This window comes from Leptospira ainlahdjerensis, assembly GCF_016919175.1.
GTDB lineage: Bacteria > Spirochaetota > Leptospiria > Leptospirales > Leptospiraceae > Leptospira > Leptospira ainlahdjerensis.
Map to the genome: position 1 here is coordinate 63,204 of NZ_JAFFPU010000029.1, position 14,373 is coordinate 77,576.

Below are 14,373 nucleotides of genomic sequence, written 5' to 3' on the forward strand. Positions count from 1 at the left end.
ATAAGAATTTTTTCTTGCGAAAAGTGAAATTCTGTGATAAAGGAAAGTCTGTCGTGGTTTTTTCCGCCACCCGCCCCTCCTCCCGAAAATCGGGCGGGGCGCGCGACCTTTACTGTAGAGCGTCGGAGTTCCGACAGATTCTTCGTGAAGATTCAATTCATCAGTGTATAAGTTAAGCTTCGAACGGAAGGCCCCATCCTTTGCATCGCCGGACATTCTTTTCGGAGATCCGAAAAGGAATCCAATTTTCAATTGTAGAATTTTTACTTCTCTTTGAAAAAGGAAAAACCGTTTCCGGTCTCAAAGAATGACAATCGCTCCTCGAAGAAATCTTCCCGAAAATAAAAACAGAAGGATCGCTTTTTTGTTAAGCGTATTCTTTTTATCATTCTATTTTGGAAACGAGTTCGGACTTTTTCAATCGATTTGGTGGATCGGAGCTCTCCTTTTTTTATCCACGATTCTTTCCTATACTCTCTGGGTCTTGATTCATGAATGTGTTCACGGTAATTTTTCGAATTCTCGAAACGAAAATCATCGGATTGGAAGAGTCCTTTGTATTCTTTTCGGAACACCGTATCAATTGGCAAAAACCGCGCATCTTATGCACCATAAGTACAACCGGCAAGAAGGAGAACGAATCGAATTCATAGAACAAAACGGAACCCCCTTTTTTTTGCAAAAATTCTTATATTACTTAAAACTCTTACAAGGAACCTTTTTTCTAGAAGTTGCGGGTGGTTTTCTTCTTTCTTTACCGCTTTCGTTTTCGATTCCGTTCGCCGAAAAATATTTCTCCCGTCTCCCGGTGCAAAAGGCCTTTTTCAAACAGGTTCAAAAACCTGAAATCGTTCGCGAGTTGAGGATCGATTCTTTCTGCATTTTATTTCTTTTCTCCACGGCCTTCTTTTTTTCGAATTCTTTCTTCTGGGTTTTAGGAGCGGCTTTGATCTTAAGAGGTTTTATCGTTTCGATCTTGGATCATTCCTATCACTACGGAAAAGAGATCGACGATCCGAATTCTTCTTTCAACCTCTCCGTTCCCCCGACTCTTTCCTTTCTATTCCTCAACTTTAATTATCATAGAGTTCATCATTTTTTTCCAGGTTGTCCTTGGGATCGTCTTCCCGATCAGTTCGCAAAGTCCGAAGACCGGATGGACCTTTCTCTTGTTCGGCAGGCACTCAATCAATTTCACGGGCTCTTACCTCTTCCCAAAAATTCTAAAACTTCCTAAGAATCCTTAAATTTGCGACGCGCTCGACTTCAAATTGATTGTCAAAAGGGGCATTTTTTACATTCTGTCGCTTAATGTCCTATAATCATAAGAATGTCTTGGATACGGAGCAGTTCTCCAAAACGGATTTGGATTTTCTCATCGAGAAAACCAGAGATATGGAACGCCTGGTGGAACAGAACAAGGCCTTTGGAATCCTAACTGGAAAACTTTTGGCTTCTCTCTTTTTTGAGGCATCTACAAGGACGCGTCTTTCCTTTGAGGCCGCGATGGAACGTCTTGGAGGAAGAGTGATCTCCACGGTGGGTTTTCAGTTCTCCTCTATTTCGAAAGGAGAGACGTTGTATGACACCATGAAGATGATCGAAGCCTATGCGGATATCGCCGTGATTCGTCATCCGGTGGAAGGTTCTTCCCGAATTGCCGCCGGTGCGGTGAAAATTCCGGTCATCAACGCAGGTGACGGAGCGGGGCAACATCCGACTCAGGCCCTTTTGGATCTTTACACGATCATTTCCGAAAAAGGAACGTTAGACGGCCTTACCGTGGCTTTTATCGGAGATCTAAAATACGGAAGAACCATTCATTCGCTTATCAATTTACTCAGACACTATAAGGTTCATCTTTATCTGATCTCTCCTCCGGAATTGGCGCTTCCGGAATCGTATAAAAAAGGTCTGGAAGGTTTTTCGATCACTTGGGAAGAGACGACCGATATCAAGGCGGTCTGGGATTGCGACGTAGCGTACGTCACTCGCATCCAAGAGGAAAGATTTCCGGATCACAAGGAATACGAAAGACTCAAGGACCTTTTTAAGATCAACAAAGAGCTGATTCTTGCTTCGAAAAAGGATACTACGATTCTACATCCTCTCCCTCGGGTGAACGAACTTTCGACCGACGTGGACGATCTCCCGAACGCGGCTTATTTTAGACAGGCGAGATACGGAGTCGTAAGCAGAATGACTCTTCTTTGTCTTTCTTTAGGACAGGATTTCTAAATCTTTTTGGAACGTAAAATCTGGACATTCGAAGAGGCGCGAAAAATTCTACCCACGGTGCGGGAGATTACGGAAGAATACTATTCTTATGTTTCAGGACTGACGACGGAGCTTCGGGAAAAAATTCTTCCCGAGAATGAAATGGAACAAAAGGAAGAATCGGTTCGAAGTTCCATCTTCGAATGGTCTTCCAAAGTTCAGAATTACGGAATCGAAGTCAAAGGACTCTGGCTTATAGACTTCGATCACGGAAACGGATATTATTGCTGGCACCTCGGCGAAGAGGATCTTCTTTTTGAACACGGATACGAAGAAGGTTTTGCCGGAAGAAAATTAATCGAAAGGGAAAACGAAGATGGCGAACATCAATGAGAACTATTTAAAATTAAAAGCGGGTTATTTATTTCCTGAAATTTCCAAACGTGTAAAGGTTTATTCCGAAAAAAATCCTTCCGCAAAAATCATTCGTTTGGGAATCGGAGACGTAACTCTTCCGATCGTTCCTTCCGTCGTGGACGCGATGGTGGCGGCTTCCAAAGAAATGGGAACTGCGGGCGGTTTTCACGGTTACGGACCGGAGCAGGGATATTCGTTTTTACTAAAGTCCATCGCGGACAACGATTACGGGACTCTGGGAATCAAGATCGACGAAAGCGAGATCTTTGTTTCGGACGGTTCTAAATGCGATTGTGGGAATATTCAAGAAATCTTTTCTACGGATGCGAAGATCGCGGTCGCGGATCCGGTGTATCCCGTTTATGTGGATACGAACGTGATGGCCGGTCGAACCGGTGAAATCGGCGCGGATGGAAGATATTCCAATTTGATCTATATGCCCGCGACAAAGGAAAATGGTTTTCAACCGGAGATTCCGAAAGAAAAGGCCGATATCGTCTATCTTTGTTATCCGAACAACCCGACCGGTACCGTGACTACGAAAGAAGCCCTCAAAGCGTGGGTGGAATACGCGAAGAAAAACAATTCCATCATTCTTTACGATTCGGCATATGAAGCGTTTATCAGCGAACCGGGCGTGCCTCGTTCCATCTACGAAGTCGAAGGTGCGAAGGAAGTTGCGATCGAGTTTCGTTCCTTTTCGAAAACCGCCGGCTTTACTGGACTTCGCTGCGCTTATATCGTGATACCGAAAGAACTCAAAGGAAGAACGAAGTCCGGAGAAGAAGTGAGTCTCAACGCACTCTGGAGCAGAAGACATACCACGAAGTTCAACGGAGTGTCCTATGTGACTCAGAAGGGCGCGGAAGCTTGTTATTCTCCTCAAGGAAAAAAAGAAATTCAAGAATCCATTGCATACTACATGTCCAATGCGGCGAAGATCCGAGAAGGTTTAAAAAAAGCGGGATACGAAGTTTTCGGAGGAGTCAACGCTCCTTATATCTGGCTCAAAACTTCCAACAATCTTTCTTCTTGGGATTTTTTCGATCGTCTTTTAGACAAGGCCCAAGTGGTCGGAACTCCTGGCTCGGGTTTTGGTCCAGCCGGAGAAGGTTATTTCCGTCTCAGCGCCTTTGGAAAAAAAGAAGACGTGGAAGAAGCGATCTCGAGAATTTCCTCTCTTTAAAAAAAATTGAAATCGAAAAACGGACCCTGTCGCTCGAGTGTTTCCGAGCCGACAGGTTTTTTTTGGAGCCACAAACGTTTCGTCCTTCGTCAAAAAAATATCCATCCCCAGCCCTTTCTTGCAGGGTCTTACCCGCAAGTTGAGAGGAGTTACAACAAGAATTTTCCCGAGACGAGGGTTTTGTAGGAGTTCCTACAAGGGAATTTTGACTTGTAAAAAGTGAAATTCTGTGATAGAGGAAAATTTCCGGAATTTTTCCACCACCCGCCCCACCACCCAAGATCTGGGCGGGGCCCGCGACTTTCACGGAAGAGCGTCGTAATTCCGACAGATTCTCCGAAAATATAGGCAACTTTCGAGTAAGGATTACCCTTTTTTTTGAGCACGAGCATCGTTTCGAATCGATCGAGAGAATTATTGTAAGAGTTTTTTTCTCTCCTCTTTAGTAAGAGCGACTAACGTTCTCATCCTTTCGTGAAATTTCCGGAAATCGTATCCGACGGTTGCGAATTCTTTTTTAAAAAAATCACTCCCGGAATGATAGCGCAAATATCCGATAAAGTCTTCGTTGTTCCATTCTCTTTTGGAAAGAGTTTCCATCCGGATCGTCTGAAATTCGTGTTTTTTGGAAAAGAGAAGATTCTTGAATTCGTTTAACAAAAGGGACTTTTGTTTTCTTTTTTCTTCGTCCTCCAGGGAGGAATTATAGAGGGTTTTCAGGCGATTGGCCGTCTGGACCAAAATCTCCTTTAACTTTTTGGACTCTTCCTTTCGAAGAAGAATCTCAATTTTCTGAGGACTTTCCTTTCCTTCTATCGATTCCAGATAACGAAAGGCACCTTCCTCCTCGACGAAGCTCGCATAACTCTCGTTAAAGACGGAATCTCCGGGAAAGTAGACCGTCGCGTGTGCCATTTCGTGAAAGACTAAGGAGGCGACTTCGTGCGGTTTTCCGTCCAGCTGAGAGGAAAAAATCGGATCTTCGAACCAGCCGAGCGTGGAATATCCGGCGGTGATTCGAATTCTTGTATCGAATCCTTTTTCCTTGAGTTCCTTTTCCTCTTCCTTCGCTTTTTCCAAACTGAAATAACCCTTGTAAGGAACGGTTCCTGCAATCGGAAACCACCAAGTATAAGATTCCAATTTGAGAGGATAACAGGCTGCGACGTGCCAACCCAATTCTTCCCTTTCGAGAGGAACGAAAGATTTAAAACCGGCCGCAGGTTCCAGGGCCAATTCTTTGATTCCGAATTCTCGGAAAGTTTCCACGTCCTTGAGTTTGAGTTTTAATTCTTCTTTTGTATTTGGATCTCTGAGAACTTCAGAGATCGGAGTTCTTTTGAGAAGAATTTCGAGTTGCCCCGTTCCCAAATGCCATAAATATCCGACGCAGTTTTGAAAACACAAAGCCAAAAAAAGAAGAATCCAGATTCTCGCGATATACGCAGTGGTTTTCGATTTACAGATGTTCCGCAAACCAAGAGGATAGAATTTAGGTTCTAACATGGAATTATTACGCACACTTCCAAGGATTGTTGTTTTAAACGGAATTCTTTTAGCCGCTCTCATTTTCATTCTGATTTTTCCGAAGGATTGCGCCTTGTCTTCTCTTTTCTCCGGCAAAAGGCCGATCTCACCCGGAGAACAAAAGTCGGCGATCGAAATTCAGAATTCCTTTCGCAACGTCTATCATCTCGTGAAGGATTCCGTCGTTTCGATCCGAACCAAAAAGAGCGAATCGATTTCAAATCCTTATCACTATTTCGATTTTAGAAACGAAAGACTCGCGTCTTTTGGAAGCGGTTTTTTTGTTCACGACAAAGGTTATATCGTCACCAACTATCACGTCATCGAAGGCGCTGAAAGCATCGAAGTGATCACTTCGAACGGTGGAATTCATTCCGCAAAGTATGTGGGGAGTCACGAAAGAGCGGACATTGCACTTTTAAAAATCCGAGAAGGTTCGGGTCTGAAGCCGGTCGTATTCGGAGACTCGGATCGGATCGAAGTGGGAGACTGGGCGATTGCGATCGGTTCTCCCTTTGGCCTCGAACGTTCTTTCAGCGTCGGGGTGGTTTCCGCGAAGTATCGCGAAGACCTGGATGAAACCGGTCAAACTCATATTCAAACCGACAGCATGATCAACCCGGGGAGCAGCGGAGGCCCGCTCTTAAATATCTATGGAGAAGTGATAGGTATCAATCGATTGATTCGGAGCGAGACTGGACGGAACTCCGGCATCGGATTTGCCATCCCGAGCAATTATTCTTTAAAGATCATTCGGATGATAGAAGCCAATCAAGGGCGTCATATCCGTCCCGCAATCTTGGGGGTGATGGCGACGGTGCCTCTTCCCGATCATAGAACGGCTCTGGGAATCCCGGATTCTTGGACGGGGGTTTTGGTTTACGATATGGATCCTCAATCTTCGGCGGAAGTCGGAGGAATCAAACGTTATGATTTTATTCTCGAGGCGAACGGAACCCCGATCAAAAATATTAATGATCTGCGCGAACAGGTTGGAATAGTGGGACTTGGGGGCAAGATCAAGCTCCGTATCTACCGGGACAAAACGATGTTGGAACTTCCGGTGAAACTGATACAAAAATAAAAAACGTGAGTTGGATGAAAGAAAATTCGGGCGATTCGCTCGCAAAAATTTTTCAAAGGAAGGCTCGCGACCGCGCTTTACGCTGCAATTCCTAACGGAATTTCCGCTACAATCGCTATCGCAGTTTCTAAAGACCCATGCTAAATCGATAATATAGAAAAGAGGATAGGACAGGACGGGATGAGAAGAAACATCGTTCACAGCGGAGCGGACGCTCTGATCTATGAAATCAGACAGATCGTAGCCGTCGCAAAAAAACTGGAGGCTTTGGGTCTTCAGATCACTTACGAAAATATAGGAGATCCGATTCAAAAAGGGGAAACCATTCCTTCTTGGATGAAAGAGATAGTTTCCAATCTGGTTCTCAAAGATAAATCCTGGGCCTATACCGCCACGCAAGGATACGAACCGACCCGTAAATTCCTCGCGGAAAAGGTGAACGAAAGAGGAGGGGCGCAGATCACAGCGGACGACCTTCTCTTTTTCAACGGTCTCGGAGACGCCGTTGCAAAGATCTTCGGCTTTATGAGAAGAGAAGCTCGAGTCCTTGGACCGAGTCCCGCGTATTCGACGATATCATCCGCAGAAGCCGCTCATAGCGGATACGAACATCTCACATACAATCTTCTTCCGGAAAACAATTGGATGCCGGATCTGGAAGACATAGAAAACAAGGTTCGTTACAACGATTCGATCACAGGAATTTTACTGATCAATCCCGATAACCCCACTGGCGCGGTATATGATAAAACTCTAATGAAGAAAATCGTGACGATCTGTGAAAAATACGATCTCATGCTGATCTGCGACGAAACCTACGCGCACGTAAATTATTCCGACGCCGGTCCGCTTCATCTTTCCGAGGTCATCGGGGACAAGGTTCCCGGAATGGCTCTTCGTTCGATTTCGAAAGAATTTCCTTGGCCGGGCGGACGTTGCGGATGGTTGGAAATATTTAATAAGGACAAGGACCCCGTTTTTAGTCGTTACGTAAAATCGTTGTTAGACGCTAAGATGTTGGAAGTCTGTTCGACCACACTTCCGCAGATGTCGATTCCTGAAGTCTATTCTCATCCCGAATTTATTCCTCACCTAAAAAGAAGAAACGAGAAGTTTAAAAAACGAGCTCGTCTCGCAACCGAAGCCTTTGCCGGATTAAAAGGAGTCAAGGTCAACGAACCGAAGGGAGCCTTCTATCTGACCGTAGCTTTCGAAGACGGTATTCTCAATTCTTCGATGAAGTTGAAGGTGGAGAATCAAAAGGCTTCCGATTTTATACAACCTCTCTTGGAACAAGCCGCGAACGATCGAAGATTTGTATATTATCTTCTTGCGTCTACTGGGATCTGCGTGGTGCCTTTGTCAGCGTTCTGCACAAAGATGGACGGATTCAGGGTCACTTTACTGGAAGAAGACGAAGAAAAATTCAACTGGATCTATAAAACCCTTCGAGAAAAGATCGGTGAGTATACCGCTTCCGCCTAACGCAAAAGATCGATTCAGAATGGGGTCTTCAATTTGAAAGAGCCGCTCAAGATCGGGCTGATGGATTCCGGAATGGGCGGGCTTTCCGTACTTAAGGAAATTCTAAAGTACCAAAAGGATTTGGAGGTCGTCTATTTTGGAGATCTCAAAAACAGTCCTTACGGGGAAAAAAGCGTTAAAACGGTTTTGGAATTGACTCGAGACGTCTGCAATCGGCTTCTCGAAGAAGACGTAAAGACCATTCTTCTTGCTTGTAATACGGCGACTTCTGCCGCCGCCGAAACTCTGAGAAAAGAATTTAAGATTCCTATCTTCGGAATGGAACCCGCGATCAAACCTGCGATCTTACAAAACCCCGGAAAAAGAGTCGCACTTTTGGCGACACCCGTCACTCAAAAAGAAGAGAAACTTCAGAAGCTCAAAAAAGAATTGAACGCGGACGATTTGCTTCTTCCGATTTCTTGTCCCGGACTTGCAGGTTTGGTGGACCGAGGAGATTTCGCCGGAGCTGAAGAATATCTGAAGCCGATTCTAAAAAGTCTTCAAGAACAAGAAGTGGAGATCGTAGTTCTCGGATGTACACACTACGTCTTTCTAAAAGAGATCCTTTTAAGAAATATGCCGGATTTGAAATTGTATGACGGAAATTTTGGCACGATCAAACACCTTCTCAATTCTTTGGGAGGATTTGTCTCCGGTTCCGAGTTCTCTAAAACGGAGAATACAAAATACAAACTCATCCTAAACAGCGAAGAAGAATTTCATTTTTCATTGGCTGACAATCTTTTGAACTCGAAGAGCGAAGTTTGAATTTTACCCCACCCCGATTAGAATCGCTTTTCGAAAGGAAAGCCGGCGAGGCTTTTTTCTTTCTTCGGGGATTGCACCAAAAAAATAACGTTGTCTCTAAAAATTCTAAGACCTTTATGAAAGATTCTTTATTCAGTAATTTATAAAATTCTAATGCAAAGAGGAGGGCCGGAGGAAGTCCCTCAAGAAGCGTTTACAATCCGTCGAAACAAAGCCGAAAACCTTTTTGGTCCTAATCTCACCTCTGTGGAAGTTCGCTGGATCCCGGCGAGGAGTGTTTCAGTTCAGATAATTTGTAGTAACTCCGACGACTCTTCCGTAAAAAACCAGGCGCCCCGCCCGATTTTCGGGTGGAGGGGTGGGTGGCGGAAAAAACCGCAAGTAGCTTTCCTATATCACAAAATCAAACTTTTCGCAAGAAAAAAATCCCATGTAGGAACTCCGACAAAATACGACGTTTTCTACGGATCCTGTCGCAGAAAAGAAAGCCAAAGAGTTTTTCTTATTCAGAAAAATCGACTCTTGGAAGGCGGGGAATTCTATCCCGTTTCAGTCGACCTCTTACAAAAATGGACATTGCGACAATTGCTTTCGAACCGATTCCGAATAAAAAGAAAAGAGCATCACAAAACAGAAAATTCTCGGACTTTCACCGGGTAGAGTTTCTGATCGTTTCGAGAGAATCCGACTTTGCAGAGTCCGAGAAATATTTTTCCAAAATTAAAAAATGCCTTTATTTGGAAATAAATTTCCTGATTCCTTTCAAAAAATTTTGAAATAAATTTCCTAAATTAAAACTAAAATTTCGATCCGATTTTTTCGAACTAGTGTATAATACGAAAACTCCTCTTTTAGGGGATTTAATCGGAGTGTTTAAATGATCCGTTTTATAACCGTATGCACTGTTTTATTCTTTTTGAATGTGTGTAAACCAAAGGTAGCGGAAAGTTCGGACGCGGTTGTTACCTTTCTCAAAGGAAAGGCTTCCATCGTGGAATCCGGTAAAGAACTTTCACCTCTTTCAAACGTCGCCGAAAAACAATCGGTCAAAACCGAGAGCGATGCCGTCTTGGATCTGACTTCCAAACTCGGAAGCTTTCGTCTTTTGGGCGGAAGTACGGCGAATGTCGCCTCTCTCAATGCGGAGACCGTTTCCTTTCAAGTTTCGGAAGGTAACGTTTTGATCAAGGCTTCCAAATTGACCAAGGGCCAAAGTCTTACCGTGGACACTCCAACCGTAGTCGCGGCTGTTCGCGGAACTCAGTTTTGGGGAAGAGTCAACGGCAAAGAAGAGTCCGGAACTTTTGCCGTGAGAGAAGGCTCCGTAGAAATCACACGCAAATCCGATAACGCAAAAATTCTGATCGAAGCCGGCCAAGCCTTAGATCTAAAACCGGGTGATAAAGAGTTAAAAACAAGAACCGCCGCAAAAGAAGAACTCTCTGCGATGGAGCAGATCGACCAGATGAAATGATTTCCTGAATTCCCGAATCTTCGTCCTTAAGTGCCGGATTTCCCGTATGGATCCGGTTTTTTTTTGTGTGCAGGGATTTTATCTTTTCCAAGCTATTCTAAAAAGAGTCGGGATCTTAAGAATGGAAGAAAAGATTACATACAAAAGCGCCGGTGTGGACACAGAAAAAGGCAGAGAGTTTGTTCAGAAGATCAAACGCAACGTGGAATCCACTCACGGACCGAGAGTTCTCGGAGGACTCGGCGGTTTTGCGGGCGCCTACGACGTAAGCTTTCTTAAAAAATACAATCAACCCGTTCTACTTTCGGGAACAGACGGAGTCGGAACGAAGATAGAACTCGCGAGACTTCTCAATACGTTCCACACGGTCGGGATCGATCTCGTCGCGATGTGTGTAAACGACATCCTTGTCTGCGGCGGAGAACCTTTATTCTTTTTAGATTATATTGCCTGCGGAAAATTGGATCCTGAAAAAATGGATCAGATCGTTTCTGGGATCGTACAAGGTTGCAAGCTGTCTAACGCAGCGCTTCTCGGCGGTGAAACCGCGGAACATCCCGGAACGATGAAAGAAGACGAATTCGATCTCGCGGGTTTTGTGGTCGGCGCAGTGGAAAAAGATCTGATGATCGACGGAAGCTCCATCCAACCGGGAGATCAGATTCTCGGATTAGAATCGAGCGGGCCCCATAGTAACGGCTTTTCTTTGATTCGCAAGTTGCTCTTAAAGGACGGAAAACATCTCCCGTCCGATCCAGAACAAGTAAAGTTCTTAAAAGACTACGCTCTCAAACCGACTCGGATCTACGTGGAAAGTATATTAAAACTTTTGCAAAAGGTTCCCGTAAAAGGAATGGTTCACATCACGGGAGGAGGATATCAGGAGAATGTTCCAAGAGTCCTTCCGCAAGGATCGAAGGCGAAGTTTTATAAAGAGAAAATTCCTTCCGGATACTTTTTTGAAAAGATCAAAAAAGATAAGAACCTCGACGAGCTGGAACTCTTTGCCACCTTCAATATGGGAATCGGTTATATGTTGGTCGTTTCCGAAGAAAACGTAAATTCAACAAAACAATTCTTAGAATCCTCCGGAGAATCCGTTCACTGGATCGGAGAAATCATCTCCGGTAATAAAGAAGAAGTTCAGTTCGTCTAACAGCGAAGATATGATGCATCTCGCCAATCTGCTTCGTTCTCCACTTCTGGTTCTTTCCAGAAAAAATCCTTTTATGCTTTCGAGGTTAACGTTTTTTTATGTGATTCTCGGAGTTGTAGGAGGTTTGTTTTCCGCGGCGTTTTGGATGTTGATCGAATATCTTATCCGTTTTGCCTCGAACGTAGAAGGAATTTTTACGATTCCGTTTATGACGGCTTCCGGACTTTTGATCGGTTTGATCATTCATTTTCTCGGAGAACCGGGGGAAATTTCATTAGTAATTGATAATATACGTTTTCGAGGCGGGAAATTGGACGCGAGTCAAAATCCGTCGATGGCCCTTTCTTCGCTTCTGAGCATCTCTTCCGGTGGAAGCGCAGGCCCGGAAGCTCCTTTGGTGCAGATTACCGGATCTTTTGGAAACTGGTTCGCTGAAAAACTCGGTTTAACCGGAGAAGAGTATCGTTCCATGACGATTGCTGGAATGGCGGCCGGATTTACTTCTCTTTTCGGTTCTCCGTTGGGGGGTGCGTTATTCGCGCTTGAGATTCTCCAACACAGACACGTAGTAGAATATTATAAGGCTCTTTTACCGGCGTTTTTATCGAGCACATCGGCCTTTTTCGTTTTTCTCTGGATGACTCACGCAGGACTCCAACCGACTTGGCATTTTCCTCAATATGTTCCGGGAGACATTCAAGATTTCTTATATGCCATTTTGCTCGGCGCTATCGGAGCCGGCTTGGGTTGGTTGTTTCACGGGCTTTTTTTGACGAACCGCTGGATTTATTCTAAAATTCCTGGAAGAATTTATTGGAAGACTACGATCGGTGGTTTGGTTTTAGGAATCATCGCTTGGCAGATTCCTTTGACGCGTTTTTTCGGACACGATCAACTCAATGAAATCGTGGAAGGAAAATTCACTCTCGTATTCTTAGCTGCCTTGATTTTTTGGAAAACGTTTGCAATCACGACGACCGTGACAACCGGTTGGAGAGGAGGGGTGATCATTCCTCTTTTTTTTCTTGGAGCCAGCACGGGAAAACTTCTCTTTGGAATTTTTCCCACCGAAAGCGAATCCTTTTTGATGATTTGTCTCATGGCCGCCGTGAATTCTTCCGTTACCAAAACGCCGATTTCCACTACGATTCTTTTGTCCGAGTTGACAGGTTTGTATAGTTTTACACCTGTTTTGATTGCAAGTCTCAGCGGTTATTTTCTTTCCCCTAAGGAACCGTTCATTTCCACACAAGGAAAAGAGGGTTAGAATTTTTATGGGTCGCCGAAGAGTGGCCACAATTTTTTTGGGAAGAATTTTTTTAGCCGGAGTTCCGTCCAATGTGCTCTAAAATCTCCGAGGAAGGGTTCAAAAGAAAAATAAAATTTTGTTCTATAGTTCCTCGAACATGAGTAAAAACGAAACACAAAGTTTTTCAAAGTGTGGGAACTCCAATAAAAATTGAACAACGAGAGTCTATTCTAAATTCTCCAAGCCGTTACCGGAAAGAAAATTTGTGGGAACTCCTGCGCTCTTAATGATTAAGAACGCAGGAGTGTTCTATCAATGTCTCTCAGGCTCCGGGCCGAACTCAAAAAGTTTTGAAATCGGGAAACGTGTTTCTTTGGTTCCTACATTTTGTCTTTAGAATATTCAAAAAATAACATTTGTTGTAAAATCCCCTTTCTTCTGTGGAAATGGAATTTTGAAGAGAATGGACGGAACACCGTATTGGATACGGTGTTCCTGAGTTTTACTGCTCCGCGCAGAGAAGATTTAGCTTTTGGTTGCAGTTCCAACCGTCGATGGTAAAGGCACCGCCTGGCGTTTCGTTCGGATTGGTAGCAGTCGTATTTCCCGCTTGGCCGGACGGGGTTCCGTCGTTAGAGGACCAAGCGTTGCAATCCGAACTGGCTTCCCAAGGAAAGGTTCCCGGTCCGCCGTTCAATCCGTTCCAGAAAAACTTTTGTGCACCTGCGTCGATTCCATTTTGGAGAGTGTCTACGACGATCGAATTTGAATTCGTCGTAAATGTAATCGTAGTTCCGTCGCTTCTTCGATATTGTTTGTTCGGATACAGAACCCAGTCTTTTAAACCCGGACTTCCGTCGCCCGGAAATACCACTTCGCGAACGTTCATCGATACAAGAACCGCTTTATAAGTTCCGTTGAGCCCGGCCGGCTTTGCGGCCGTACATTTCGAGTCGGCTCCTGCGATTCCTCCAAGATTTCCATCATAACCGAGACCGTTGTTGTTCGCAATGAAGGTTCTGCAAAACGCGGCGTCTTTACACGAAGTCGGAATGTTTGCACTTGCGTTCGCATTCGCGTTAACAAAAGAATAAAGCAAAGCCAGAAGGCTTGTATTGTCATCCTTAGGCTCTTCACAGGAAAATAGTGTAATTGAGAACGAAATTACACAGAGGAAAGTAAAAATTTTCTGAAACATCGAAAGCTCCTTTGCTTGGTTGAAACGAATTGAAGTTCGGAACCGCGGGACTTTCTCCCGAGAAACGATTCCAATTCGTTCTTGATGACTTTCTCAACAAACGAGGCTTTCGTTTTAAGTTTCAGCTTGTAACATGAATCGTTTTTTAGATCTGGTTTCGAAAAGAATGAATCGATTTCAACTTGCCATCGAAAGAATGGATTCTAAGAAGAGTTTTTCCCAAAAACTCAAAGTGTGGGAACTCCCATAAAAATTGAACAACGAGAGTCTATTCTAAATTCTCCAAGCCGTTACCGGAAAGAGAATCTGTGGGAACTCCTGCGATTTTTGATCCCAAGTTTCCCCAGTGCGGAAAAGATTTTTTTTTTAAGTTTAAGAGAAGCGTTGCATCTCTTGGTCGTGGGAGGATAGAAAGTGAATTCGATTGTACGGTTTTCGGAAATTTTTTCTAAAATAAAAAAAACAAATTTCCCCGAATCTGATCGATAAGAATCCGGAACGATTCCCCTTCGAATCCAAGTTTTGTTTTTTAGACCTTTCCTTTGAATTCTACGTTTGTTTTTTTAGACC

General features: G+C 44.2%; 12 protein-coding genes. 10 read left to right on the top strand and 2 right to left on the bottom strand.

The window, feature by feature from the left end; translation table 11 throughout:
- Positions 1-307 precede the first annotated feature (307 nt).
- From JWG45_RS07510 to JWG45_RS07525, 4 genes are all read left to right on the top strand, one after another.
- Entirely contained in the window at positions 308-1,237 is a 930-nt protein-coding gene (locus tag JWG45_RS07510) for a fatty acid desaturase family protein (protein ID WP_205279141.1), read from the top strand.
- A 74-nt stretch (positions 1,238-1,311) separates the two neighbouring features.
- The gene (gene pyrB / locus JWG45_RS07515) at positions 1,312-2,238 is read left to right on the top strand and encodes an aspartate carbamoyltransferase (protein WP_205279142.1); all 927 of its coding nucleotides are present in this window, start codon (positions 1,312-1,314) and stop codon (positions 2,236-2,238) included.
- 6 nt (positions 2,239-2,244) lie between these two features.
- On the top strand, positions 2,245-2,610 hold the full coding sequence (locus tag JWG45_RS07520; RefSeq protein WP_205279143.1) for a DUF2203 domain-containing protein: 366 nt from the start codon (positions 2,245-2,247) through the stop codon (positions 2,608-2,610).
- Complete coding sequence (locus JWG45_RS07525; RefSeq protein ID WP_205279144.1) at positions 2,594-3,820, top strand: LL-diaminopimelate aminotransferase; 1,227 nt, start codon at positions 2,594-2,596, stop codon at positions 3,818-3,820. Before JWG45_RS07520 ends, JWG45_RS07525 begins: the two co-directional genes overlap by 17 nt.
- Before the next feature lie 414 nt (positions 3,821-4,234).
- Here the strand turns inward: JWG45_RS07525 and JWG45_RS07530 are convergent, their stop codons facing one another.
- Positions 4,235-5,326, bottom strand: a complete 1,092-nt coding sequence (locus JWG45_RS07530) for an aminopeptidase (RefSeq protein ID WP_205279145.1) — start codon at positions 5,324-5,326, stop codon at positions 4,235-4,237.
- Here JWG45_RS07530 and JWG45_RS07535 point away from each other — a divergent pair.
- The 6 genes from JWG45_RS07535 (at position 5,325) to JWG45_RS07560 (ending at position 12,623) form a co-directional block, all read left to right on the top strand.
- The gene (locus JWG45_RS07535; protein ID WP_205279146.1) at positions 5,325-6,431 is read left to right on the top strand and encodes a S1C family serine protease; all 1,107 of its coding nucleotides are present in this window, start codon (positions 5,325-5,327) and stop codon (positions 6,429-6,431) included. The genes JWG45_RS07530 and JWG45_RS07535 overlap by 2 nt on opposite strands.
- Positions 6,432-6,611: 180 nt before the next feature.
- Positions 6,612-7,916, top strand: coding sequence for a pyridoxal phosphate-dependent aminotransferase (locus JWG45_RS07540; RefSeq protein ID WP_205279147.1), 1,305 nt, complete (start codon positions 6,612-6,614; stop codon positions 7,914-7,916).
- 33 nt (positions 7,917-7,949) lie between these two features.
- On the top strand, positions 7,950-8,726 hold the full coding sequence (gene murI, locus JWG45_RS07545; RefSeq protein ID WP_205279148.1) for a glutamate racemase: 777 nt from the start codon (positions 7,950-7,952) through the stop codon (positions 8,724-8,726).
- Positions 8,727-9,603: 877 nt separating this feature from the next.
- Entirely contained in the window at positions 9,604-10,200 is a 597-nt protein-coding gene (gene lsa19, locus JWG45_RS07550; protein ID WP_205279149.1) for an adhesin Lsa19, read from the top strand.
- 46 nt (positions 10,201-10,246) lie between these two features.
- Entirely contained in the window at positions 10,247-11,356 is a 1,110-nt protein-coding gene (gene purM / locus JWG45_RS07555) for a phosphoribosylformylglycinamidine cyclo-ligase (RefSeq protein WP_205279150.1), read from the top strand.
- Between the two features lie 73 nt (positions 11,357-11,429).
- The gene (locus JWG45_RS07560; RefSeq protein WP_408611615.1) at positions 11,430-12,623 is read left to right on the top strand and encodes a chloride channel protein; all 1,194 of its coding nucleotides are present in this window, start codon (positions 11,430-11,432) and stop codon (positions 12,621-12,623) included.
- 484 nt (positions 12,624-13,107) lie between these two features.
- On the opposite strand, the gene len is transcribed toward JWG45_RS07560, so the two are convergent.
- The gene (gene len, locus JWG45_RS07565) at positions 13,108-13,803 is read right to left on the bottom strand and encodes an endostatin-like outer membrane protein, LenA/LenB family (RefSeq protein ID WP_205279152.1); all 696 of its coding nucleotides are present in this window, start codon (positions 13,801-13,803) and stop codon (positions 13,108-13,110) included.
- Positions 13,804-14,373 lie beyond the last annotated feature (570 nt).

What these genes read in the sequence shown, in the direction of transcription:
- JWG45_RS07530 (WP_205279145.1), bottom strand. Translation starts at nt 5,326, where the DNA reads ATGTTAGAACCTAAATTCTATCCTCTTGGTTTGCGGAACATCTGTAAA.
- lsa19 (WP_205279149.1), top strand. Translation starts at nt 9,604, where the DNA reads ATGATCCGTTTTATAACCGTATGCACTGTTTTATTCTTTTTGAATGTG.
- JWG45_RS07510 (WP_205279141.1), top strand. Translation starts at nt 308, where the DNA reads ATGACAATCGCTCCTCGAAGAAATCTTCCCGAAAATAAAAACAGAAGG.
- pyrB (WP_205279142.1), top strand. Translation starts at nt 1,312, where the DNA reads ATGTCCTATAATCATAAGAATGTCTTGGATACGGAGCAGTTCTCCAAA.
- JWG45_RS07560 (WP_408611615.1), top strand. Translation starts at nt 11,430, where the DNA reads ATGCTTTCGAGGTTAACGTTTTTTTATGTGATTCTCGGAGTTGTAGGA.
- JWG45_RS07525 (WP_205279144.1), top strand. Translation starts at nt 2,594, where the DNA reads ATGGCGAACATCAATGAGAACTATTTAAAATTAAAAGCGGGTTATTTA.
- len (WP_205279152.1), bottom strand. Translation starts at nt 13,803, where the DNA reads ATGTTTCAGAAAATTTTTACTTTCCTCTGTGTAATTTCGTTCTCAATT.
- purM (WP_205279150.1), top strand. Translation starts at nt 10,247, where the DNA reads ATGGATCCGGTTTTTTTTTGTGTGCAGGGATTTTATCTTTTCCAAGCT.
- JWG45_RS07540 (WP_205279147.1), top strand. Translation starts at nt 6,612, where the DNA reads ATGAGAAGAAACATCGTTCACAGCGGAGCGGACGCTCTGATCTATGAA.
- JWG45_RS07535 (WP_205279146.1), top strand. Translation starts at nt 5,325, where the DNA reads ATGGAATTATTACGCACACTTCCAAGGATTGTTGTTTTAAACGGAATT.